Annotated in this window: 21 protein-coding genes; 10 read left to right on the top strand and 11 right to left on the bottom strand. The window is 54.7% G+C overall.

Going from position 1 to position 22,511, the window contains the following annotated elements; genetic code table 11:
• Positions 1-48: 48 nt before the first annotated feature.
• Positions 49-1,175 (top strand): IS3-like element ISRosp5 family transposase gene (locus RSK20926_RS05525; RefSeq protein ID WP_085979699.1). Its coding sequence is split into 2 segments (ribosomal slippage): positions 49-313 and positions 313-1,175, totalling 1,128 coding nucleotides; the frame shifts between segments, so codons are not numbered across the junction.
• A gap of 686 nt (positions 1,176-1,861) precedes the next feature.
• On the opposite strand, the gene RSK20926_RS05520 is transcribed toward RSK20926_RS05525, so the two are convergent.
• Both RSK20926_RS05520 and RSK20926_RS05515 read right to left on the bottom strand, forming a co-directional pair.
• A complete protein-coding gene (locus tag RSK20926_RS05520; protein WP_037253835.1) occupies positions 1,862-2,125 on the bottom strand; it encodes a hypothetical protein in 264 nt (87 codons plus the stop codon).
• A 185-nt stretch (positions 2,126-2,310) separates the two neighbouring features.
• On the bottom strand, positions 2,311-4,359 hold the full coding sequence (locus RSK20926_RS05515) for a putative bifunctional diguanylate cyclase/phosphodiesterase (RefSeq protein WP_037253833.1): 2,049 nt from the start codon (positions 4,357-4,359) through the stop codon (positions 2,311-2,313).
• A 390-nt stretch (positions 4,360-4,749) separates the two neighbouring features.
• Here RSK20926_RS05515 and RSK20926_RS05510 point away from each other — a divergent pair, with 390 nt between their 5' ends.
• Together RSK20926_RS05510 and RSK20926_RS05505 are read left to right on the top strand one after the other, a co-directional pair.
• Positions 4,750-5,148, top strand: a complete 399-nt coding sequence (locus RSK20926_RS05510) for a rhodanese-like domain-containing protein (protein WP_008204969.1) — start codon at positions 4,750-4,752, stop codon at positions 5,146-5,148.
• A 112-nt stretch (positions 5,149-5,260) separates the two neighbouring features.
• On the top strand, positions 5,261-5,452 hold the full coding sequence (locus RSK20926_RS05505) for a hypothetical protein (RefSeq protein ID WP_008204968.1): 192 nt from the start codon (positions 5,261-5,263) through the stop codon (positions 5,450-5,452).
• Positions 5,453-5,597: 145 nt separating this feature from the next.
• Here RSK20926_RS05505 and RSK20926_RS05500 read toward each other — a convergent pair whose 3' ends face one another.
• A complete protein-coding gene (locus RSK20926_RS05500; RefSeq protein WP_037253968.1) occupies positions 5,598-6,356 on the bottom strand; it encodes an alpha/beta fold hydrolase in 759 nt (252 codons plus the stop codon).
• Between the two features lie 139 nt (positions 6,357-6,495).
• Between RSK20926_RS05500 and RSK20926_RS05495 the strand changes: the two genes are divergently transcribed.
• From RSK20926_RS05495 to RSK20926_RS05480, 4 genes are all read left to right on the top strand, one after another.
• Entirely contained in the window at positions 6,496-6,861 is a 366-nt protein-coding gene (locus RSK20926_RS05495) for a hypothetical protein (protein ID WP_008204966.1), read from the top strand.
• A 61-nt stretch (positions 6,862-6,922) separates the two neighbouring features.
• Positions 6,923-7,519 (top strand): TetR/AcrR family transcriptional regulator, encoded by a 597-nt coding sequence (locus tag RSK20926_RS05490; RefSeq protein ID WP_008204965.1) that lies wholly within the window; start codon positions 6,923-6,925, stop codon positions 7,517-7,519.
• Between the two features lie 97 nt (positions 7,520-7,616).
• The gene (locus RSK20926_RS05485) at positions 7,617-8,291 is read left to right on the top strand and encodes a PspA/IM30 family protein (RefSeq protein WP_037253831.1); all 675 of its coding nucleotides are present in this window, start codon (positions 7,617-7,619) and stop codon (positions 8,289-8,291) included.
• A gap of 75 nt (positions 8,292-8,366) precedes the next feature.
• Positions 8,367-8,651 carry a hypothetical protein gene (locus tag RSK20926_RS05480; RefSeq protein ID WP_008204963.1) on the top strand — a complete coding sequence of 95 codons (285 nt, stop codon included), beginning with the start codon at positions 8,367-8,369 and terminating at the stop codon, positions 8,649-8,651.
• 48 nt (positions 8,652-8,699) lie between these two features.
• Here RSK20926_RS05480 and RSK20926_RS05475 read toward each other — a convergent pair whose 3' ends face one another.
• Both RSK20926_RS05475 and glyA read right to left on the bottom strand, forming a co-directional pair.
• Positions 8,700-9,410, bottom strand: coding sequence for a class I SAM-dependent methyltransferase (locus tag RSK20926_RS05475; RefSeq protein WP_008204961.1), 711 nt, complete (start codon positions 9,408-9,410; stop codon positions 8,700-8,702).
• Positions 9,411-9,535: 125 nt separating this feature from the next.
• The gene (glyA, locus tag RSK20926_RS05470; protein WP_037253829.1) at positions 9,536-10,831 is read right to left on the bottom strand and encodes a serine hydroxymethyltransferase; all 1,296 of its coding nucleotides are present in this window, start codon (positions 10,829-10,831) and stop codon (positions 9,536-9,538) included.
• A gap of 177 nt (positions 10,832-11,008) precedes the next feature.
• On the opposite strand from glyA, the gene RSK20926_RS05465 reads away from it, so the two are divergent.
• Positions 11,009-11,764 carry an NAD kinase gene (locus RSK20926_RS05465; RefSeq protein WP_008204959.1) on the top strand — a complete coding sequence of 252 codons (756 nt, stop codon included), beginning with the start codon at positions 11,009-11,011 and terminating at the stop codon, positions 11,762-11,764.
• A gap of 516 nt (positions 11,765-12,280) precedes the next feature.
• Here RSK20926_RS05465 and RSK20926_RS05460 read toward each other — a convergent pair.
• Positions 12,281-13,711, bottom strand: a complete 1,431-nt coding sequence (locus RSK20926_RS05460; protein ID WP_008204958.1) for an amidase family protein — start codon at positions 13,709-13,711, stop codon at positions 12,281-12,283.
• 245 nt (positions 13,712-13,956) lie between these two features.
• The gene (prpE, locus tag RSK20926_RS05455; protein ID WP_008204957.1) at positions 13,957-15,849 is read right to left on the bottom strand and encodes a propionate-CoA ligase PrpE; all 1,893 of its coding nucleotides are present in this window, start codon (positions 15,847-15,849) and stop codon (positions 13,957-13,959) included.
• A 33-nt stretch (positions 15,850-15,882) separates the two neighbouring features.
• Here prpE and RSK20926_RS23000 point away from each other — a divergent pair, with 33 nt between their 5' ends.
• Positions 15,883-16,122, top strand: coding sequence for a hypothetical protein (locus tag RSK20926_RS23000; protein ID WP_008204956.1), 240 nt, complete (start codon positions 15,883-15,885; stop codon positions 16,120-16,122).
• 234 nt (positions 16,123-16,356) lie between these two features.
• Here RSK20926_RS23000 and RSK20926_RS05450 read toward each other — a convergent pair whose 3' ends face one another.
• Together RSK20926_RS05450 and RSK20926_RS05445 are read right to left on the bottom strand one after the other, a co-directional pair.
• A complete protein-coding gene (locus RSK20926_RS05450) occupies positions 16,357-16,764 on the bottom strand; it encodes a hypothetical protein (protein ID WP_008204955.1) in 408 nt (135 codons plus the stop codon).
• A 163-nt stretch (positions 16,765-16,927) separates the two neighbouring features.
• Positions 16,928-17,128 (bottom strand): hypothetical protein, encoded by a 201-nt coding sequence (locus RSK20926_RS05445; protein WP_008204954.1) that lies wholly within the window; start codon positions 17,126-17,128, stop codon positions 16,928-16,930.
• Between the two features lie 94 nt (positions 17,129-17,222).
• Here RSK20926_RS05445 and RSK20926_RS05435 point away from each other — a divergent pair.
• A protein-coding gene (locus RSK20926_RS05435; RefSeq protein WP_085979698.1) for an IS3-like element ISRosp5 family transposase occupies positions 17,223-18,349 on the top strand; the annotation gives its coding sequence in 2 pieces (ribosomal slippage) (positions 17,223-17,487 and positions 17,487-18,349; 1,128 coding nt in all).
• 44 nt (positions 18,350-18,393) lie between these two features.
• Here the strand turns inward: RSK20926_RS05435 and RSK20926_RS05430 are convergent.
• Both RSK20926_RS05430 and RSK20926_RS05425 read right to left on the bottom strand, forming a co-directional pair.
• The gene (locus tag RSK20926_RS05430; protein ID WP_008204952.1) at positions 18,394-21,027 is read right to left on the bottom strand and encodes a calcium-binding protein; all 2,634 of its coding nucleotides are present in this window, start codon (positions 21,025-21,027) and stop codon (positions 18,394-18,396) included.
• A gap of 56 nt (positions 21,028-21,083) precedes the next feature.
• A complete protein-coding gene (locus RSK20926_RS05425; protein ID WP_008204949.1) occupies positions 21,084-22,475 on the bottom strand; it encodes a nucleotide sugar dehydrogenase in 1,392 nt (463 codons plus the stop codon).
• Between the last annotated feature and the right edge of the window lie 36 nt (positions 22,476-22,511).

The raw sequence follows: 22,511 nt of genomic DNA, 5'->3' as shown, positions 1-22,511 counted from the left end.
CCCCACTGAAGTGATCCGCCCGTATAGTTAGGAAACGGAGGATCAGATATGGGAATCAAGCGACACAAGCCCGAAGAGATTGTCACGAAGTTACGGCAGGTTGAGGTGCTTTGCGGCCAAGGGATGCCGCGCGTAGACGCCATTCGACAGGTGCAGATTACAGAACAAACCTTCTATCGCTGGCGCAAGCAATATGGCGGTATGGGAACCGACCAACTGAAGGAACTAAAGCGACTTCAGAAGGAGAATGACCGGCTGCGTCGGGCAGTTTCTGATCTGACATTGGACAAGCTCATTCTGTCGGAAGCTGCACGGGGAAACTTCTGAGCCCCTCGCGCCGCCGTAACTGCATTGATCATGTGCGACGCCAGTTCCACGTCTCAGAGCGTCGCGCCTGCCGTGTTCTGGGACAGCACCGTTCCACACAGAGGCGGGTGCCTGTTGGACGTGCTGACGAAGACCGGTTGGTGTCTGACATGATCGAACTGACACGCCAATATGGTCGATACGGTTACCGTCGGATAGCGGCTCTTCTGAGAGACGCCGGCTGGCAAATCAACGACAAACGTGTTGAGCGCCTATGGCGGCGTGAGGGGCTGAAAGTTCCAATGAAACAACCGAAGAAAGGACGGCTCTGGCTGAACGACGGGTCGTGTGTTCGACTCCGGCCCGAATATCGTGACCATGTCTGGTCCTATGACTTCGTGCACCATCGAACGGATGACGGGAAAGCGTTCCGGACACTGAACATTCTGGATGAACACAGCCGGGAATGCCTGGCGATCCGGGTGAAGAGGCGCTTGAACTCGGCAGAAGTTATTGACGCGCTGACAGATCTTTTCATCCTGCGTGGCGTTCCTGCTTTCATCAGATCAGATAATGGCCCAGAGTTCATTGCTCAGGCCGTTCGAGATTGGATCGCAGCGGTCGGTGCCCAAACGGCCTACATTGAACCAGGATCACCTTGGGAGAACGGATACTGTGAAAGCTTCAACGCGCGCTTCAGAGACGAGCTGCTGAATGGAGAGGTATTTTACAGCCTGCGTGAAGCCCAGATCCTGATTGAACAATGGAGAAATCACTACAACACAAAACGGCCGCATAGTGCTCTGGGCTATCGCCCACCGGCTCCGGAAGCCATCGTTCCGGTGGAAACCAGGCCGATCATGCACTAACACTCACACTGGACCACTTCGATGGGGCTGATCACTTTGAATAGCCAGAGCTTTTAGTTCCAATTTTCCTGTTGCGCCGCTCTGGTCTCCACACAACCATTCAGACTTTCCTATACTGCCTTGGGTCAGCAGACATTCGTTCAGTGCGCAGCACTAGTCAACATGGGCTCAAACTGGCTATTCGCCGCTAACTCAACGAACGACAGCTTCGGGCTGGACACAGTCGTAGGCGCAAAGCTGAAGGGAGTGCCGCCACGCGTTCAAAAAAGACAAAGAACCTTCAGTAGGTCCCGACGCAGCATCTATTCGTAGCCGCTGCGTAATCGCAGTATCGATGAATTGCGTAATATCGAAACGGTCGTTGCTGTGTCTCGAATTGGCCTAAATTGAGACCATAACTTCGTAGGCAATCCGGACGCAGAACAAGGTGTCATTTTGTTGTTTTGGTACCACTGGCTTCTTTTGCAACAAGGTGTCGCGCTGCTATAAGGCGAAGGCAGGGGCTAATTTCGAAACACTTAGATGCCCCATACTGCTTTAGGGCCATAAGTCCGTGCAGCCTTGGCACCTTTTAGCAACGTGCCCCCCGAAACAGCACATGTCAGGATAAGCCCGATACCCTCTCTGACTGACGCCCATGATCCTGCACATCCGTTCGATTTGCAGCATGCCACAGATCTTTGCTTTCATCGCAAAGAGCTGGGTGGCCGTTTTAACATCTCCCACTCCGCCCGAAGCATATGGTTATTTTTCAGCAACCCGGCGATCTCACGATCATGATTGGATTGGACAGTGGGTTTCTCCGGATTGAGATTGTCCTGATGGATCCAGCGGTTCAGTGTCGGGAAGCCAATGCCGAAATCTGCGGCCACCTTTAAACGTGGCAATCCGCTCGTCAGCGCTAAGAGCATTGATTCTGAACGAAATTTTTCGGTTGATCGTGATGCCATCTGTGTTTTCCTTTGCGACACGATACGTGGTCAAAGGAACGGAACAATCCTGCGACAGGTCCACATCCTTGTGGGGGGCCGCATCCATCCAATCACTGCCAGATCAATCCTTGTTCAATCAAGCGTTGTCATCCTGACATAGGCAATCAGGATATGCAGCCCGGGCCATTTGGCGTGGTCTTGGATTAGCCTGCTTTTGTGCTGCTTTCTGGTTTTGCGACGATTTCGCGAGCTTTTTCTAACGACATGGGTTTGCCAAAGAAGAAACCCTGAACCGATTGGCAGTTTTCCCTTTGCAGGAATGTCAGTTCATCCGCGTACTCGACACCCTCGGCTAGAACCGGAATGTCCAGTGCCTGTCCTAGCAGCAGGGTTGAACGCACAATGGCGGCGCGCTGGTGATCCTTGTGAACATCTTTGATGAAGCTTCGGTCAATTTTGATTTTGTCGAAGGGAAAGACCTGAAGCGTTGAGAGCGAGGAATAGCCGGTGCCAAAGTCGTCCATGGCAATGCGGATCCCCATCTCTTTCAGTTGGCGCATGATCTTTAGACAATGGGCTTGATCATCGATGATGCTGGCTTCTGTGATTTCCAGTTCCAGGCGTTCTGGCTGCAACCCGGTTTCCATCAGGATGTCAGAGACATGTTCAACAAAGCTAGCCTGGGCAAGCTGTTGTGGGGCAACGTTCACGGCGATCTTGTAGGGTTTGTACCAGGAGGCGGCTTCCTTGCAGGCGGTTCGTAGCACCCATAGGCCTATTTCACGAATGAGACCGGTCTCTTCGGCGAGAGGGATGAAAACAACCGGGGATATGACGCCGCGAACTGGATGGTTCCAACGCAGCAGCACCTCAAAGCCCGTTGGCTCGAGCGAGGAGAGATCATTTTGCAACTGATAGACAAGTTCAAACTCGTCGCGGGCACAGGCCAGGCGCAGATCGCCGATCATGCGGATCTTGTCGCGGCTCTGCTGGTCCATCTCGAGGCTGAAGAGGGCCACATGGGTGGCTGGATCTTCTTTGGCCCGGAACATGGCTATTTCTGATTTGTGCAAAAGTTCGCGAACATCACGACCGTCTTCAAAACTGGTGGCGACACCGATTGAAGCACCGATCGTGGTTGAAACTGTTCCGATATCAACAGGTTCCGAGATGAGGCAATGCAGTCTTTCGGCAAAAGTCATCACCTGCCCAATGCGTCGGAAATTACGCTTGATTGCTACAAATTCATCGCCGCCTGAACGGGCCAGGAACTCATCTTCTTCCAGAGAGGCTGCAAGGCGTTTTGTGATGACCTGAAGAACCTTGTCCCCAGCGGCATGGCCATAGAGGTCATTTACTTCCTTAAACAAGTCCAGATCGATATTCAGGATCGCTACACGCTCTCGTTCATCAATGGTCAGGCGACTTGCCACTTCACTCATCTTTTGGGTGAGGCACATGCGATTTGGTAAGCCGGTCAAGTGATCGTGCAGAGCGGCTTTTTCCAGCTGATTTTTGGTCTCGATTTCGAGGCTGGTTTCAATGCTGACCGAAGCAAAGCCGACGATCAGAATGACCATCATGATCGCCATGAGCAGTCCACCCAGAACCGGATCTGATATGATCTTGTCAGGAACTTCAACATAGGGGCTGAGCTTGATGTTGATGGCACCCATCGCGGTGAAATGCATGCTGCAGATCGCGCTGACCATGATCGCGATATTGCCAAGGCGCCCCCAACGAGAAACTGCATGCGCAATGCGCTGATAAGTGACAGCGCCAAGAGCAGCACCAAAAAGGATGGAGGCAACCAGGTATGGAGTCTCCCAGACGATTTCACCGGGCAGTTGATAGGCGGACATGCCCAGATAGTGCATCGCAGAAATGGTCAGGCCAAAGACAAGGCCACTGCGGATGTCGTATTTGCCATTCAGCTTGTAGGCGAGAAGATAGTTCGCAAGGCTGGTGCCAATGATCGCAATTGCCAAGGAGCCGGCTGTTGCCAGCGGTTCGTAACCATGGGCATAGCCAGGGTCATAGGCCAGCATCGCTATGAAATGTGTCGACCAGATCGTCGCGCCACCGATCATACTGGCGAGGCCAAGCTGTACTTGCTTTCTGCGCCCGCTAGAGCCAAGCAAACGTTGTGACAGAGTAACAGAGAGGCTCGCACCAAGGACACAGACTAAGGCGGCAAGGCCCACCAGCCACAGGTCATGTTCTTGGGTCAAACAACCAATAACGCGATACATAGAAAACCCTCAAGCGTCCGCAATGCTAGCCCTATTCATGGGCAGGCAATGGTAAACAAGTGGATACGAAGGTCTGAAAAACGGGAAAAAAGTGCGACGGATTTAGTTAAGCTTTGCGGTTTTTAACGGTAAGCCACCTGCAGATCGTGGTTTCGAAGCGTAAAAGACCATAGGGTAGGTTCCTGGGAGTGGGCCGTTTTCCTGAGGTTGATGAAATCGGATGGTCAATTTAAATGGGGGCTTAATGGGGTTTCTGATCCGCTCAGAGAAGAGCGGAGCGTTTACTTATCGTTCTGCGTTGAACTTTGCCGGTCCTGGCGGTTACATATTCCAAACCTTGAAACGCGCTAGATCTTTAGAGCTCAAAGTGAGCCGAGCCAGGAGTTTGAAATGACCAAGACAGTCCAGGGCATGATAGCGGAGGCCAACGCGGCAGTTGAAAAAATTCCTGCAGAAAGGGCAATCGAAATGGTTGCGGCTGGCGCGCTCTTGCTTGATGTGCGCGACGCGCCGGAACTAGAGGCGAATGGCCGTGCCACCGGTTCCCATCACATTCCACGGGGGATGTTGGAATTCCGGGCGGATCCGGCCTGTCCTTTCTATGATCCGACGCTTCAGTCTGATCGGGTAATCGTTTTGTATTGTGGAAGCGGTGGGCGGGCCGCTCTTGCTGGACAACTGCTAAAGGACATGGGCTATGCACAGGTCTACAACCTTGGCGGATTTGCGGATTGGAAACAGGCCGGTGGCAGCTGCGAAGAACCTGCGGATAGAGGTATGACAAAATAGCCAAAGGCTTTGAGTGTCTGTGGGGTATGATCTGATCCGGATCAATGCTGGAAACCGATAAGAGAGGTAAGTTTCAGTCAGAGTTATGGCTTTGATCTTATGAGAGGTTTCTATGCTACGCCTTGCATCTGTTTTGTATTCCCTTATCGGCAGCAGTCTGGCTGGCGCTGCGGTTATAGTGGTTCTTGTGGCCGGATTTGTGACCGTCAAAGCCATTCTAATGGCCGCAGCATTTGGGGCTGTTCTGGCCGCACCTGTGGCCTATCTGGTTGCACAGCGTCTTTATCGCGGGCAGGCCTCTTGATCCGGCCAAGATCCTTAGTGGCTCTGCCCTGGTTGGGCTCCGTTAGAATTCACCGGCCTTCATCCGATTCTCATGCAAGAGAGGGGGCGGCACTGAAGGAAACGCGGCGGGGATGAGAATCGGATCTGTCGATTCTGGTTTGCGCTCAGGCATTCAAAAAAGCGCGGGCGTTGGCTTCGAATTCACGTGGTTTTTCCGCATGAAGCCAGTGCCCCGCACCTGGGATCTTGGCAAACCGTGCTTTGGGGAAATGAGCCTGAGTCTGTTCGCGGTGTTCGCGTAAAACATAGTCAGACTCGCCCCCAGAGAGGAATAAGACTGGTCCATCCCAGCTGGCCCCGGTTTTAGGGAAGGCCATGATGTCCGGCATATGCTTTGCCAGTGTCTCCAGGTTGAGTTTCCAGCCCTTGTTGGGAATGTCCAAGGATTGCGTGAAGAAGCTCTGGAGGGCGGGTTCGACCCCGGCTTCTGCAAGTTGGGCCTCTGCGTCGGGGCGACGCTCTACGTGGGAGAAATCTACCGACCGCATGGCCTCGATGAACTTGATCTGGCTATGGCTATAGCTGACGGGCGCGATATCGGCGACGATCAGGCGACCAATGGCCTCTGGATGACGCAGCGCCAGCATCATTGCGGCCTTGCCCCCCATGGAGTGGCCAATGACATCCATCTTGCCACCATGGGCAGCGATGACCTCTGCCAGATCATCAGCTAATTCTATGTAGGTGTGGCTGCTGGTCTTGGGGCTTTGCCCATGATTGCGCATATCTACCGCGATCACCTGGCGTTCATCGGACAGTCGCTTGGCGATGACGCCCCAATTGCGGGCTGATCCATAAAGACCATGAACGATGAGCAGCGGTGTTTTGTCGGTGGCAGAGCCATGGGTCAGGAAATTCAGCATGCCAAACTGATAAACCCGCAGGCAGGGCTTCGCCAGCCCAAATCGATTTTCCGCCCCGCCATTGAGCAGGGCAGGGCTCTGCTTTAGATGTGACAAGATCTGGGGTGTTTCGAACACCCCCTGAAACGCGGGATAAGTTATGGCGCAGGACATTTTTGCCGAAATCGAAGAGGTTCAGGCGCTGTTGAAATCCCATGCAGAAGCCTCGGGTTCACTGACTGAGGCATTGAAAAAGGCCCGCAGGCGTCTGCCGCGTCGGATTTACCGACAGGGGATGCGCCTTGCTACGGCTCTGCCATTGCTCGAGCACCCCAAGCTGCGCTTTACGCTGGATCAGGCCGGGCTTGTCTCAGCCGCAAAAGAGGTAAAGGCGCATCTCAAGGAAATTGATCTGGCGGACCGGCGAAAGGGGCGCATCCTTTCCGTCCTGGGCAGCATGGCCTTTTCGATCCTGGCGGTCGCCACTTTGTTGATTGTTGTTCTGCGCTGGCGTGGTTTCATCTGACATAGCCTTTTCTTGCGCGATGGATCAGTTTAACTGTGAACGCAGTTCAAGGATGAGGCATATGGCAAGCAAAGCGGAACAACGCAGGGCGGAACTGCGCGAAACTCTGGTCGCGGCGGCAGAGCGGCGGATCCGCGAAGAAGGGGCAGGTGCCCTGCGTGCGCGCGACCTGGCAAAGGATGCCGGCTGTGCGGTAGGCGCAATCTACAATGCTTTTGAGGATCTCAATGCGATTGTCCTGGCTGTCAACGGTCAGACCTTTCGTGCCTTGGGCGCGCAGGTGGCGAAATCGGTCGTGGGTGCTGAAAGTGCCAGCCCGCAGGAACGGCTTGTTCTGATGAGCCATGCCTATCTGGCCTTTGCCGCTGAAAACACCCAACTTTGGCGCGCGCTTTTTGATGTCAATATGCCTGCGGATGGCCCCGTGCCTGACTGGTATATGGAAGAGCTTGATGCGCTCTTTGCCCATATCGCCAAACCGGTCTCTGAGATTTTTCCTAAAAAAGGACCGGCGGATCTGCAACTGATGGTGCGCGCCTTGTTCTCATCGGTGCATGGAATCGTCCTCCTGGGGCTTGAAAATCGCATCTCCGGTGTGCCGCGTAGCCGTATAGAAGAGATGATCTCTCAGGTTTTGATCGAAATAACAAAGGCTTGATTGAAAATTTGAACGGCGTTCAAGAAAATACTTGAACATCGTTCATGATCTTCCTATATCTAATTCATGAACGATGTTCAGGAATTTGGAGGAAGACATGTTCTCAACTCTTAAAACACTTTTTTCTGGGGCAAACGCCCGCGCCGAAGAGCAGCTGCGCGACACCTATTCGATTGAATTAATTGATCAAAAGATCCGTGAGGCAGAGGGGAACCTGCGCGCAGCCAAGATGACCCTGGCCAGCCTGATTCAGCGGCAGCGCACAGAGATCCGTCAGGTCGAGATTCTGGAGGGCAGGGCCACTGACCTCCTGTCCCGCGCCAAAGAGGCCCTGGAAGGGGAGCGCGAAGATCTGGCGCAATCTGCGGCAGCAGCGGTTGCAGAGATGGAGAATGAACTCACCCTGCGGCGTCAGACTGTAGACCGTCTGGAGGCGCGGGTGCTGCAGCTGCGCCAATCGGTCGAGACCGCAAACCGCCGTATTGTCGACCTCAAGCAAGGGGCGGTGATGGCTCGTGCTACCCGCCGGGAACAGGACTTGCAGCGCCGCCTAAACCAGAATCTGGGTCAAAGCCCGATGGAGGAGGCCGAAGGGTTGATTTCGCGAGTTCTAAACCAGGATGACCCGTTTGAGAAAGGTCAGATCCTGCAGGAAATCGATCGCGGCCTGAACCATTCCAACACGGCGCAGGAGCTTGCGGATGCGGGTTTTGGTGCGCCAAGCCGCAGTACCGCCGCAGATGTTCTGAGCCGCCTGAAACAAGTCAGCTAAAACACAAGCCTAAACCCCAACAACTCAAACTTCCGCGCCGAAGTGCGCAGCCCCATATTTTTCCGGAGACTTAAAATGACTGACCGTAGTGATAACGCATTGATTTCCCTTTTGAATATTGCTGGCGTCTGTGTCGCCTATCTGATGCTTGGCATCTCGCTTTGGCTTTCAACCGAGGTGCCACTTGCCACCAAAGGCTACTGGGGAATGGGTATCCTCTTGCTGACGCTGAGCCTCATCAATGTGGTGAAATACCGCTTCGACAATCGCTCCAGCGAGGACCGCATCCGCAAGATCGAAGAAGCCCGCAATGAAAAACTGCTGGAAGAGGCATTGAAGGAACCAAAGAGCGAAACCTGAACCAAGGGGGCGGTCCAGAAAATCTTCAAAACACAAAGGCCCCGGGTGTTAGTCCCGGGCCTTTTGCCATTCCATCAGGTATAGATAGGGCGCACGGTTATAGCTTTCGGCGCGTCCTTCCCCTGACGCCCATGGTTCGTCGAAATGGCTGAGAGATAGGCCGGCCTGCAGGAATTCATGCATGTAAAAGGCCATTGGGCGGTGCCAGTTTCTGATCCGCATGCCCTTCCACTCGCCCCAATGAGAATACTCTTGCAAGTAGTGATCAACGGTCATCTGTGTTCCGCCACCTTCGCTTCGGCTCCAGCCGCGTTCCTCGGACTGCGAGGCGGTATTCCAGCTGTTCAGGTTCGCGACAAGAATGCGGCCGCCCGGTGCAAGGACGCGCGCCATTTCCTCTATGGCGGCTTTTGCATCCGCAATATCGATGAGGCTCAGGTAGCTGAGAACCAGGTCAAAACTCGCATTTTCAAAGGGCAGGGCCTCTGCTTTGGCCTTAACGAATGTCTGATCAGAAAGCGATGCAGCACGTTGCAACAGGCTGTCGGTTGGATCGACCCCGGTTACCTTTTGCGCGTATGGGGCCACCATCCGGCAAAACCGCCCCTCTCCACAGCCAACATCAAGAACACGCTGATCCTGGCGTAGCCGCACCCGTTCGAGCATCGGTTTGTCGAGGACCTGTTTGCGGCTGAAGTCTCCCTCTTCTCCCATCAGGGAAATCCAGGCCTGGGCCGAAGCTTCCCATCCATTGTCCATGGCTTTTTTCCCCTTTCGATGTTCGTGCAAAAGGTGAGTTATGGTGTAGGGAAACCTGTTAAGCAAGAAAAACCGCCGCAGTTTGGAAACTGCGGCGGTTTGTATTGTTTTGATGATCCTGTGTCTTACAGGTTCGGGTAGAGGGGGAATTCGGCGCAGAGTTTGGCGACTTTGGCGCGCACCGCGGCTTCGACTTCGCCGTTGCCCTCTTCGCCATTGGCCGCGAGGCCGTCGACCACTTCCACGATCAGATCGGCGATCTGGCGGAACTCTGCCTCACCAAAGCCGCGGGTGGTGCCGGCCGGGGTGCCGAGGCGGATGCCCGAGGTCACGGTGGGCTTTTCCGGATCAAACGGGATGCCGTTCTTGTTGGTGGTGATATGAGCGCGGCCGAGCGCCTTATCGGTGATATTGCCAGTGACGCCCTTGGGGCGCAGGTCCACCAGCATCACATGGGTGTCAGTACCGCCGGTGACGATGTCGAGGCCGCCCTTGATCAGCTGGTCTGCCAGCGCTGCTGCATTGGCGCGCACCTGCTTCTGGTAGTCTTTGAACTCGGGCTTCAGCGCCTCGCCAAAGGCTGCTGCCTTGCCTGCAATCACATGCATCAGCGGGCCGCCCTGGATGCCGGGGAAGATCGCCGAGTTCACCTTCTTGGCAATCGCCTCGTCATTGGTGACGATCATGCCGCCGCGGGGGCCGCGCAGGGTCTTATGCGTGGTGGTGGTGGCCACATGGGCATGCGGGAAGGGGCTGGGGTGCTCGCCAGCCGCGATGAGACCGGCGATATGGGCCATATCAACCATGAAATAGGCGCCAACGCTGTCGGCAATCTCGCGGAACTTGGCAAAATCGATCTGGCGCGGGATGGCTGAACCGCCTGCGATGATCAGCTTGGGCTGGTGCTCTGTGGCCAGGGCCTGGATCTGATCGTAGTCAATGAGGTTGTCATCCTCGCGCACGCCGTAATGCACCGCGTTGAACCACTTACCCGACTGGTTTGGGCGCGCGCCATGGGTCAGGTGGCCGCCGGAGGCGAGGTCCATGCCGAGGATGGTATCGCCGGGCTGGATCAGCGCTTGGAACACACCCTGGTTGGCCTGAGAGCCGGAGTTCGGCTGCACATTGGCAAACTCACAACCAAAGAGTTCCTTGGCGCGGTCAATGGCCAGGTTCTCTGCCACGTCGACATACTGGCAGCCGCCATAGTAGCGGCGCCCGGGGTAGCCTTCGGCATATTTGTTGGTCAGGACGGAACCCTGCGCCTCCATCACGGCGGCGGAGACGATGTTTTCCGAGGCAATCAGCTCGATCTCATCACGCTGGCGCCCCAGCTCATTGGTGATCGCACCAAAAAGCTCTGGGTCACGCTCGGAAAGCGGCTGGGTGAAAAATCCGGGGTCACGGGTGGTCGCGCTCATGGTGGCTCCGTAAGTTTGAGAGAAGGTTCTTGCGAGATTTCCTATCGGAAACTTCATAAGTCTTAAAGACTGTAAAGCGGCAATTCCCTGCCGCAGAACGGCAAGTCTGGTGTTTCGCGGGAAGCTGTGCTTGTTTCGGAACCGAATGCCTAAGACTGGAAACAGGAATCGGTGACGATGAGAATCGCCTTTTTGGCCAGCAATGCGCCTGTTGCGCAATTTGCCCTGCAATCCCTGGTGGAAAAGCACGGGAATTCCACTCCGGTAGAGGCAGAAGTGATTGTTGCCCTCGGGGGGGATGGTTTTATGCTCAGCACTCTGCATGAGACCATGGACCTTGATGCGCCGGTCTATGGAATGAACCGGGGGACCGTTGGCTTCCTGATGAATGAATACCAGGAGGAAGGATTGATCGAACGGCTGCGGGAAGCTGAGCTGGAGATTATCAATCCGCTGTCGATGGTCGCGATGGATCGTCAGGGGACGACGCATAAGGCCTTGGCGATCAATGAGGTGTCCCTCCTGCGGGCCGGACCACAGGCGGCCCGATTGCGGATCTCTGTGGATGGCCGACAAAGGCTCGAGGAGCTGGTCTGCGATGGGGCGCTTGTCTGCACCCCCGCTGGATCAACGGCCTATAACTACTCGGCTCATGGTCCAATCTTGCCCATTGGCTCGGATGTGCTGGCGCTGACAGCCATTGCAGCCTTTCGGCCGCGTCGCTGGCGTGGTGCGCTTTTGCCCAGCAATGCGCGGGTGCGGTTTGATGTACTGGATCCGGACAAACGCCCGGTTATGGCGGATGCGGATTCCATTTCTTTCCCAGATATCGAATGGGTGGAAATCGGAACCAAGCCTTCGATCCGCCATCGGATCCTGTTTGACCCCGGCCACGGGCTGGAAGAGCGGCTGATTTCCGAACAGTTTACCTGACGAAATACTGCGAAAGAGCCACGCGAAAGCTTTGGCCGATCCGTGGCCGGAAAGTGCTGGGTGCGGCTAATCCCTTGGCAAAATTAACATTCTGTTATTCACGAATCCGTGAAGCGGCTGGTCTAAATAAAGAAACCGGTGCAGTCTTGACCTAGAGAGGCGGCACTTTGGTATCGCTGCAGCTCAGCCCGCAGGCCCTGCAATGGCCGCGGAAGTATCGGTGGACCCATGTTTGGGTAAGAACCGGGAATGGCTAGTCCAGTCCCGGTTTCTTAGTGGCACTGCTACCATACCTAGTCTCTGCTCAATAATGCTGTTTGTGACGCGACTTTAGGAAGTCTTCCTGATCATTCCAATGACAGCCCCATCCTGAACGGCACACTTGGACTGTCCACTTAGCCGGTGCAAAGCAGCGGCAGAGGTAGAAATCGCAAATGCTGTGCGACGACCACCGGAGCTGAAATAACCCAAATGTGCGCCGCGCTAGGGCTGATCGCTGTGGTGGGGCGTGATGGGCTATCCAGTCAGGTCCCAGAGATATGGGCTGAGGCGTCCTATCCGCTGTTCGATAGCTAGGCAGGCATCAACGGCCATGTCCTCACGCCAGCGGCGCGCGGCGATTTGGACGTTGATTGGCTGAGGCCCCTGTTCCAGATGTGACAGGCGGGCGGGGACACAGCCTGCGGGCAGGCCAAGGAAGTTCATCGCATAGGAATAAACCGCACATCCGAGAACTTCATGAACCCCTTCAGGCCCTTCGGTGTCACGATCCGGTGCAAAGAAGGGTTGGGGAAGGAAAGGAGAAAGGACCAGCGGATATTTCTCCATGAACAGCGACCATTGACGGGCGTAGTGACTACGCTTGGCCATGATTTGCAGCAGCTCAACACCTTCAAACGGTGGGAACTCTTGAAAATAGACTTCAAAGATGCGGCGCACGGTTTCAGAACCTGCGACGTCCACATCCTTTTTCATCAAGGCATAGACCTCACCCATGAGCGCGCGATAGCCCTCGCGCCCGGTGTCAAAGACATTGGGCGGTTCGCATTCCTCAACCTGATAGCCTGCATCAATCAGTGCATCACGGGCGGCCAAAAGGGCGGCCTCGACCTCCGGGTGCAGGTCATATCCATGGGTGTTGCGGGTAAAGGCAACCTTGACCGCGCCATCAGCCCGCTCGCCGCGCCAGGGTAGGGGCACATGAAAAGGGTCACGGGGGTCAGCCGCAATCAGGGATGGCATGGCCAAGTGCAAGTCTTCTGCCGAACGTGTTAATAGCCCCTGAACGGACATATTTTGCGCAAGCATTCCGCGTTCGGCCGATTGGCTGGGATTCCAGGCGGGGACTCGGCCCAGGCCCGGTTTCACCGTGACGGCGCCGTTTGCGGCTGCTGGGAAGCGAAGGGAGCCACCAATATCATTGCCATGGGCAAGGGGCCCGATGCCTGCCATGACTGCTGCACCTGCGCCGCCGGATGACCCTCCAGGTGAGATATGGCGCCCCCAGGGATTATGCGTGCGCCCGAAAAGCGGATTGTCCGTGTCCGCCCGAAAGGAGAATTCCGGTGTATTGGTGCGCCCAATGACAATTGCGCCGGCTTTTTGCAGATTGGCGACCACCGGTGCATCCGCTGGCGCAATCAGGTTCTTCAGGGCTGGAATGCCGTTTGAGGTGGCATAGCCTTCCTGATCGACATTGATCTTGATGGTGACAGGCACCCCATGAAGGGGGCCGGGGGCGGCGCCCGCTGTGCGCGCCTTGTCCAGTGCTCTGGCGCGCTCCAGTGCTTGGGAGCTAAGATCTTCGACAACCGCGTTCAGCTGCGGGTTAACGGCCGTCATGCGGTCAATGGAGCCTTGAACGGCCTCTTCCGCGCTTAGATCTCCGGCGCGCGTCAATTCAGTCAGCTCTGTGGCGGTGAGACGCCAGATTGCATCTGTGGACATTGGTTTTTCTCCTCTGGCGCAGCCTAGGGCAGGGTGACGCACTTGCAAGGGAGAATGCAGGTTTCCGACAGATTTTGTGGGGAAACGGTAGGGAATTCAAAAAGAATGCCCATCCTCCCTCGGAGGTATATTCAAATGGGGGAGCCTGTTGAGGAGACCACTGCCCGGATCTGGCTGGGCAGTGATCGGTTTTTGGATCCATGCTTTGATAGGAAAGCAGGGTATTTTTGCCGCGCTAAGAGCGCTTAGGTTTTGGCGTAGCCGAGACCGCGTAGCGCTTCGGTGATTTCATCAAGAATCGCGGGGTCATCAATAGTGGCAGGCATCTTCCAGGGGGTGCCATCAGCAATATTCACCATGGTGCCACGCAGGATTTTACCAGAACGGGTTTTGGGCAGTCGGTCGACGATGCAGGCCAGTTTGAAGGCGGCAACCGGACCAATTTTCTCGCGTACCAGCTTGACCACTTCAGATGTGACTTCGGCAGGATCTCTTTCCACACCTGCATTGAGGCAGAGGAAGCCGAGTGGCATCTGACCCTTGAGGCTGTCGGCCACCCCGATCACCGCACATTCTGCAACATCCGGGTGGCTGGCCAGAACCTCTTCCATCGCGCCGGTTGAAAGGCGATGGCCGGCCACGTTGATTACATCGTCCGTGCGGGCCATGATATAGAGGTATCCATCCTCATCCTTCATGCCGGCATCACCGGTCTCATAGTAACCGGGGAAGGTGCTGAGGTAGCTTTTCTTAAAGCGGTCCTCGGCATTCCAAAGGTTGGGAAGCGTGCCCGGCGGCAGGGGCAGCTTGACCGCAATGGCGCCCAGTTCTCCGGCGGCTACCGGATGTCCTGCGTCATCCAGGATGTCGATCTCATAGCCGGGCATGGGAACCGCAGGGGAGCCGAGCTTGGTTGGCAGCTCTTCAATACCCAGCGGGTTGGCGGCGATCGACCAGCCCGTTTCGGTCTGCCACCAATGGTCGACCACAGGCACTTTCAGCTGCTCCTGGGCCCATGTGATGGTGTCAGGGTCGGCGCGTTCACCGGCAAGATAGACCTGTTCCAAGCAAGAGAGATCGTATTTGCCCACAAGCTCGCCCTTAGGATCTTCGCGTTTAACAGCGCGGAAAGCGGTCGGGGCGGTAAAGAAGCTCTTTACCTTGTGTTCCGAGATCACCCGCCAGAAGGTACCCGCATCAGGCGTGCCAACCGGCTTACCCTCAAAGACGATGGTGGTGTTGCCATGAATCAGGGGCGCATAGCAGATATAGCTGTGCCCAACGACCCAGCCCACATCCGAAGCAGCCCAGAAGACATCGCCGGGATCGACATTATAGATGCTCTTCATAGTCCAGTTGAGGGCGACCAGCTGACCCGCAGTGTGACGGATCACCCCCTTTGGCTGTCCCGTTGTGCCAGAGGTATAGAGGATATAGGAGGGGTGATTGCCCTCCACAGGCACACATTCGGCAGGCTCAACCCCATATTGGAACCCATGCCAATTGACGTCACGACCGGGGATTAGCTCTGCCACTTCCTGCTCGCGCTGGAAAATCACGCAGAACTCCGGCTTGTGCTCTGCCAGATCAATGGCGCCATCCAGAAGGGGTTTGTAGTGAACCGTGCGACCAGGCTCCAACCCGCAGGAGGCGGCGATGATGGCTTTGGGTTTGGCGTCATCAATGCGCACCGCCAACTCGTTCGCAGCAAAACCACCAAAAACAACCGAATGCACCGCTCCAATGCGGGAGCAGGCCAGCATGGCTTCTAGGGCCTCGGGGATCATTGGCATGTAAATAATGACGCGGTCGCCTTTTTCTACGCCTTTTGCACGCAGGGCCCCAGCGAGGGTCGCAACACGATTGCGCAGCTCAACATAGGAGATCTCACGCTTGGTATGAGTGATGGGACTGTCATAGATAATGGCGGTTTGCTCACCGCGACCAGCTTCGACGTGGCGGTCCACCGCATTGTAGCAGGTATTTACCTTGGCATCTGCATACCACTCATAAAGACCATCGCCCTTATCTGTCAGTGCCTTGCTTGGCGCCTGATCCCAGTCAATTTCCGCGGCCGCCTGCATCCAGAAGGCTTCGGGGTCGTCTTTCCACTTGGCATAGACCTCTTTATACGACATGGGCATTCTCCTCGCATCCCTATGGTCTGAGTTATGCGCATGGCTCTGTCCTGGGCAAGCGCGCAGAACTTAGCCGCGTCACCTTGGCGCAAGAAATTTGCAGAAATACAGGAACGCGTATTGCAAATTTTTGCAAACCCGATTTCAGCGGCCAATTTTGTGGATAATCCGCGAAACTTTGCAAAGTTGCAAATTCTGGACGCAGAATCGGATTTCACGGGTGGTTGTAGCGGGACTGTAGCGGGACACTTCGCGTTTGTAGCGGGACTGTAGCGGGACACTTCGCGTTGCAGTGCGGGACACTTCCCATTGCAGCAACTTATTTTTGAAGTCTAAGCCGTTGTTGCCCTAAAATCCGTAGCTTTTCCACTCTGGAATTCCTCCGGTGATCACTGCGCGGCGGGGCAGATCGGCGGCAAACCCGGCAGCGCTTTGGGACACTTCCCGTTTCAAACTCCAGATTTCCGCCGCCCGAAGTGTTTAAAACCGACCGGCGGCGGGTTCGTTTTAACTGGGCTTTAAAGGGACGCTGGCCGCCGACTGGACCTTTACCTCCTTAACAAAGAAGTCATGATTTACCCCGCCTTCCATTAGTGTCTTTCCAAGTGGAATTTGGGCTTCCCGCGCTCGGTTATATACTCCTATCGTATCACTAGTTTCGGGATTAGCGTTCAACGCTTCACGCGCTTGTTTTCTACGATGGTCCTCTCGCATGTCGATTATCTGAAACGGGTCATAGAAACGCTTGGCGTTCTTTCGAAGGCATGAGTTGATCACAGCTTCGTCGTCTAATCCTTGGCAAATAAGCCTTTCTAGCAACAGGCGAAGATTAGCACTTTTGGGCGCGCGAAGTTGTTTCACTATTTTGCCATCGCTTGCGTACTGGACAATCAGATACTCGGTCTTCTCAACCATCAGGTTCTCCTTTGCGTCAGACCCGCCGACATCATCATTTCTGACATAGCTGACATTTGTTCCGTGCGCAGCATTGGATAATTTGGGTTCACGAACCGGTATACGCCGCGTTATGGATAGAGGCCCGGAGGTTTGGTCGTCGCAATGAGGTGGAAACCCCGGCCTAAGCCGGAGTCTCTTTTTCAGCTTGTGGCGCGGCAGCGGGGTATTTCTTTGCCAGAGGTTCAATCTGCCTACGCATCTTCCGGTCCAGGGGCATAAGGTATTTGTGCCGTTTGAGATGAACACGGGGGAGCTGTTCGAACCCAAGCGATTTGGCATATTCACTGTAGGTCATTCCGAGGCGCTTGATGCGCAGGCTCATAGTGCGGCCGTGGACCAGTTCGTCGCCATCCTTGAAGGTGATCCTCCCCCACTGAAGTGATCCGCCCGTATAGTTAGGAAACGGAGGATCAGATATGGGAATCAAGCGACACAAGCCCGAAGAGATTGTCACGAAGTTACGGCAGGTTGAGGTGCTTTGCGGCCAAGGGATGCCGCGCGTAGACGCCATTCGACAGGTGCAGATTACAGAACAAACCTTCTATCTCTGGCGCAAGCAATATGGCGGTATGGGAACCGACCAACTGAAGGAACTAAAGCGACTTCAGAAGGAGAATGACCGGCTGCGTCGGGCAGTTTCTGATCTGACATTGGACAAGCTCATTCTGTCGGAAGCTGCACGGGGAAACTTCTGAGCCCCTCGCGCCGCCGTAACTGCATTGATCATGTGCGACGCCAGTTCCACGTCTCAGAGCGTCGCGCCTGCCGTGTTCTGGGACAGCACCGTTCCACACAGAGGCGGGTGCCTGTTGGACGTGCTGACGAAGACCGGTTGGTGTCTGACATGATCGAACTGACACGCCAATATGGTCGATACGGTTACCGTCGGATAGCGGCTCTTCTGAGAGACGCCGGCTGGCAAATCAACGACAAACGTGTTGAGCGCCTATGGCGGCGTGAGGGGCTGAAAGTTCCAATGAAACAACCGAAGAAAGGACGGCTCTGGCTGAACGACGGGTCGTGTGTTCGACTCCGGCCCGAATATCGTGACCATGTCTGGTCCTATGACTTCGTGCACCATCGAACGGATGACGGGAAAGCGTTCCGGACACTGAACATTCTGGATGAACACAGCCGGGAATGCCTGGCGATCCGGGTGAAGAGGCGCTTGAACTCGGCAGAAGTTATTGACGCGCTGACAGATCTTTTCATCCTGCGTGGCGTTCCTGCTTTCATCAGATCAGATAATGGCCCAGAGTTCATTGCTCAGGCCGTTCGAGATTGGATCGCAGCGGTCGGTGCCCAAACGGCCTACATTGAACCAGGATCACCTTGGGAGAACGGATGCTGTGAAAGCTTCAACGCGCGCTTCAGAGACGAGCTGCTGAATGGAGAGGTATTTTACAGCCTGCGTGAAGCCCAGATCCTGATTGAACAATGGAGAAATCACTACAACACAAAACGGCCGCATAGTGCTCTGGGCTATCGCCCACCGGCTCCGGAAGCCATCGTTCCGGTGGAAACCAGGCCGATCATGCACTAACACTCACACTGGACCACTTCGATGGGGCTGATCATCTATTGTTCTTAGAGCCAAATGGCTTCACCTAGTGAGAACAGATCTTGATCATCAGAAATGCTCAATCCTTCCAAGATGACCAAACTTCCGCCGAAAGATATGGTTACATCTCCTACACCGTTATATGTAGCCGCTCCATTAAACCATTCTGAAAAGCTCATCCCATCTTCCATCAAATCCAAGGACCTGAAATCCAGTATATCGCCTTCCAATGTGGAAAAATCAGTGATCAAGTCAGTTGACCCATCCAAGTCTTCGGTGCGGAAGATAAAACGGTCGGCGTCGCCACCGCCTGTTGCAGAATCATTTCCGGCTCCAAGATAGATACGGTCATTTCCAGCACCGCCTAACAAGAGATCATGCCCCAAGCCTCCATTAAGGTGATCGTTGCCATCTCCGCCGGCCAATAAATCTGCTCCGCTTCCACCATTGAGGCGATCATTTCCTAAGCCGCCACTCAATTGGTCATTACCCGCCCCACCTAGAACCTTATCGGCACCGGCTCCGCCCGAAGCCGTATCATTACCTGATCCCGCTGAAATGCTATCGTTACCATAGCCTCCGGTTAAACTGTCATCACCGCTTCCACCGATGACGGTATCGTCATCAACTCCACCATCGAGAGTGTCATGGCCGCTCCCTCCTTCAAGGAAGTCAGTACCTGAGTCGCCTGAAAGAGCATCATCACCAGAACCACCGTTTAACTCATCAGTTCCCGAACCACCTAATAACTGGTCTTGACCTGAGCCACCTCTTAGGAGGTCATTCCCGTCATTTCCGTATAGAATGTCCCCCTCGGAACCGCCCGAGAGGGTATCATCACCAACACCTCCTGAGAGAACATCCAGACCAGAACCACCGGAAAGCTCGTCATTGCCTGTACCTCCTTCAAGTGTGTCATGCCCTGCTGAACCCGAGAGGGTGTCGTTGCCAGCCCCTCCAAAAAGAAAATCATCGTCCTCGGCCAGCAGATTACCAAACTGATCGTAGCGCAAACCACTTTCATCATAGAAAGAGATAACTTCGCTGCTGCGATCGCTGGGGGCAGCTCCACCGTGCAGGTCATCATCGCCGGTACCTCCTCGCAAATGATCTCCTAAGCTGCCACCGATAGCCAGATCTGCGCCAAGTCCACCATCGAGCGTATCCGCCCCAGCTTCTCCAACGAGAGTATCGTCAAATGTCAAATCTCCTTCACTGGTTGTCACCAAGGCAATATCTCGGATCAATATGGAAGCAGTTAGATCTACATCTGCAAATGGGCTAAGCGCTCTGGGGTCACCAGCGCCATCATTTGATGATGAGCGAGGGGCCTCTGCCACCAGTTCCAGTGAAACCTCTCCGTTTTGTGGGTCAAATACGACCCGATATATCCCACCGCTGTTGGCAGTGCTATTTTCCATATCGTGATCACCTGAATTGCCACCAACGTAAAGATTGCCGTCGGTGTCATAAATCGCCGCGCCAAAAGTCAGGTAAGGAACCCCTGGATGAGCGATCCCATCGATCATGGTCTCCGTGACCGAAACCGTAGAAAAGACTGGCTCGCCTGACGAAATATCGATTGTCAGGAGCGTTGCAGGTTGACCTTCAGCCGGGGGCCGGGCCATGCCGGAGAAGCTTTGCGATGCGGCATCAAAGGCCATGTCATAAAATCGTTCCGTTACCAATTCCCTTGGGAGCTTATAGACGGTGGTTTCAGGGTTCCCATCACTGTCCAAAGCATCGACGTCGATGACCGCGATATGGTCCATGCTGGAGTTGAAAGACCACAGATTGCCCTGATCATCAAAATCCCCGGTCCAGGATCTATAGGGTGTTTCCCCGATGCGATAACTATTGCCCATCGCATCCATCATTATCAGATCGCTTCTGCTTACGGAGTTCCCTAAGCTATCGACACCATTCCCAACCGCAATGGCATAAAGTAGGTTGTCTTCCTGGTTGAAGCCGATGGAATTTACATTGACTGTGCCGCTGGCTCCGGCGACCTCATAGCTGCCATTTGTTGTATCAAACACATGCAAGGTGCCATTCAACACCTGATAGAGGTTGGCCTGTCCATCGGCAAAAGCAGCAACGGTGACAGCCTGACCATCAATCACAATATCCTGATCGTAGTGAAAAATTGCGCCACTTGTATCAATAACTGGCCCTTCAGATGTCGGCCCGTCAATGGAGCGTATAGTCAGTTCAGTTTGGTTGTCTGTGGCTGTAAAAGAAAGTTGATGCTCACCAAAAACACCGCTGCTTGAGGAAACCGTTGCAATTACCGCGCCTTCAACCAGAACCTCAATCCCAGCCGAGGTCACCCCAGCCGCAAAATTGGAGGCAATTTCAAAATTCAATGTATAGACGCCACCTGCTTCTGTTGCGACCGATTGCGTCATTTCTTGATGCCCATCATCTAGCGCAGAGACAACCCAATGACCTGAGGCCCCATAGTCTTGAAAAGAGGTCGCGCCTTCTGTGCCATCCAGTTGGTTGGCTTGCGTGTAGTCACCATAAAGCTGGTCACCTTTTCCACCACCTGAGATGTAGTCATTGCCTGCACGGCCCAGAATAACATCCTGGGTTTCGGTCCCAGTCAAAGTTTCAGAGATAGCTGTGCCAAGAAGGGTCACCTGAGAAAGATCGGGCATTGTTAATTCCTGTCATATCTATGGGAAAGGGCTTGCTGCATACTTGCTTGCAAGAGTCACCACCCGATGCCGTCGACTACCAGTTCCGCAGGGGCGGTTGCGAAGAGCCGGACCAGATCAACAACGGGTTTGCGACTTTTCTGAATGGCTTCACGGTACTCAGTGCCGGAATGGCAAGTAACTAGGACCTCGGCGTGCTGGGTTACCACTGCAAGGTCGTCACGCAGTAGTTCTGGCAACACACCGGCTAAAGCTTGCAAACCGGGGCTAGCGTGACGTACATAGGCCAGCTGACCGGCAATTGTAGTTTTCGAAGAAATCGCATGGTCATGGGCAAGAACTTCAAGGCCTGCCTCTCGCAGCTCGGCCATAAGCTCCAATGCTGGGCTTTCGCGCAGATCATCAGTGCCCGGTTTAAACGCGACGCCTAATATGCCAACCTGTTTTGCACCAGATGCTAATACCATCCGAACAGCCTCTTGAATCTGCGCCTTATTCGAGCGGTCGAGGTTGGCAATCATCGGCACATCAATGCCCGCCTGCTGCGCCATATGGCTGACTGCTCTCACCTCTTTGGGTAGACAGGAACCGCCATAGGCAAAACCAGGTTTTAGGTAATAGGATGATAGGTTTAATTTGGTGTCCTGAGTGAAAATCTCCATCACCTCGTGGCTGTCTACGCCCAGGGGCTTGCATAAGCGACCAATTTCATTGGCAAAACAGACCTTGGCGGCGTGCCAGACATTATCGACATATTTGACCATCTCCGCAGCCTCAATAGTGGTGACAATTGGGGTGCTATCCACCGGCGCATATATTTGCGCCATTTCTTTGGCTGTTCGGGCATCCGTGGCTCCAATTACAGTCTTAGGCGGATTGTAAAAGTCCTCGATTGCCACTCCTTCACGCAGAAACTCTGGGTTGAAGCAGATACCAAAATCCTGTCCCAGCTTTTTGCCCGAAAGGCGCTCAATGATTGGAGCCAGAACACCAAGGGTAGTCCCCGGTGGGATCGAGCAGCGCATAGCAAAGACATGAAAACTGTTTTTTTGTCGAAGCCCGCGGGCCATTCGCCGTGCGGCCTGACGGATAAAGCTATCATCACATCCGCCATCCTCAGCCGTCGGGGTGCCGACCGAGATAAAGGTCACATCAGTTTCGCGTACCGCTGCGACCAGGTTCGTTGTGGTGTGCACTAGTCCGGTGCTAACCCCTTGGAACAAATAGCTGCCTAGGTCTTTTTCATGAATGGGGCTAAGTCCTCGGCCGATCTTGTCGACCTTGTCGGCGTCGATATCAACGCCAATAACAGAATGACCCAGTGCCGACAGGCAGGCAGTCGAGACAGCTCCGACATATCCAAGACCGACAACACTGATGCGTTTCCCGCTCTTAGGAGGTTGGGCAACACTGCGTGAAAACGAGACGTCAATTCTCTCCAAGTTCATTCTGAAATCCCCTCAATTTTTACTACACCTTCATTA

The organism is Roseobacter sp. SK209-2-6 (assembly GCF_000169455.1).
In the GTDB taxonomy this organism is placed as follows: domain Bacteria; phylum Pseudomonadota; class Alphaproteobacteria; order Rhodobacterales; family Rhodobacteraceae; genus Pseudophaeobacter.
This window is presented reverse-complemented; position numbering and strand designations above follow the sequence as displayed.

Bases quoted from the DNA above. Each gene is read 5' to 3' on its own strand.
- RSK20926_RS05520 (WP_037253835.1), bottom strand. From the start codon at position 2,125: ATGGCATCACGATCAACCGAAAAATTTCGTTCAGAATCAATGCTCTTA.
- RSK20926_RS05515 (WP_037253833.1), bottom strand. From the start codon at position 4,359: ATGTATCGCGTTATTGGTTGTTTGACCCAAGAACATGACCTGTGGCTG.
- RSK20926_RS05510 (WP_008204969.1), top strand. From the start codon at position 4,750: ATGACCAAGACAGTCCAGGGCATGATAGCGGAGGCCAACGCGGCAGTT.
- RSK20926_RS05505 (WP_008204968.1), top strand. From the start codon at position 5,261: ATGCTACGCCTTGCATCTGTTTTGTATTCCCTTATCGGCAGCAGTCTG.
- RSK20926_RS05500 (WP_037253968.1), bottom strand. From the start codon at position 6,356: ATGCTGAATTTCCTGACCCATGGCTCTGCCACCGACAAAACACCGCTG.
- RSK20926_RS05495 (WP_008204966.1), top strand. From the start codon at position 6,496: ATGGCGCAGGACATTTTTGCCGAAATCGAAGAGGTTCAGGCGCTGTTG.
- RSK20926_RS05490 (WP_008204965.1), top strand. From the start codon at position 6,923: ATGGCAAGCAAAGCGGAACAACGCAGGGCGGAACTGCGCGAAACTCTG.
- RSK20926_RS05485 (WP_037253831.1), top strand. From the start codon at position 7,617: ATGTTCTCAACTCTTAAAACACTTTTTTCTGGGGCAAACGCCCGCGCC.
- RSK20926_RS05480 (WP_008204963.1), top strand. From the start codon at position 8,367: ATGACTGACCGTAGTGATAACGCATTGATTTCCCTTTTGAATATTGCT.
- RSK20926_RS05475 (WP_008204961.1), bottom strand. From the start codon at position 9,410: ATGGACAATGGATGGGAAGCTTCGGCCCAGGCCTGGATTTCCCTGATG.
- glyA (WP_037253829.1), bottom strand. From the start codon at position 10,831: ATGAGCGCGACCACCCGTGACCCCGGATTTTTCACCCAGCCGCTTTCC.
- RSK20926_RS05465 (WP_008204959.1), top strand. From the start codon at position 11,009: ATGAGAATCGCCTTTTTGGCCAGCAATGCGCCTGTTGCGCAATTTGCC.
- RSK20926_RS05460 (WP_008204958.1), bottom strand. From the start codon at position 13,711: ATGTCCACAGATGCAATCTGGCGTCTCACCGCCACAGAGCTGACTGAA.
- prpE (WP_008204957.1), bottom strand. From the start codon at position 15,849: ATGTCGTATAAAGAGGTCTATGCCAAGTGGAAAGACGACCCCGAAGCC.
- RSK20926_RS23000 (WP_008204956.1), top strand. From the start codon at position 15,883: ATGCGCATGGCTCTGTCCTGGGCAAGCGCGCAGAACTTAGCCGCGTCA.
- RSK20926_RS05450 (WP_008204955.1), bottom strand. From the start codon at position 16,764: ATGGTTGAGAAGACCGAGTATCTGATTGTCCAGTACGCAAGCGATGGC.
- RSK20926_RS05445 (WP_008204954.1), bottom strand. From the start codon at position 17,128: ATGAGCCTGCGCATCAAGCGCCTCGGAATGACCTACAGTGAATATGCC.
- RSK20926_RS05430 (WP_008204952.1), bottom strand. From the start codon at position 21,027: ATGCCCGATCTTTCTCAGGTGACCCTTCTTGGCACAGCTATCTCTGAA.
- RSK20926_RS05425 (WP_008204949.1), bottom strand. From the start codon at position 22,475: ATGAACTTGGAGAGAATTGACGTCTCGTTTTCACGCAGTGTTGCCCAA.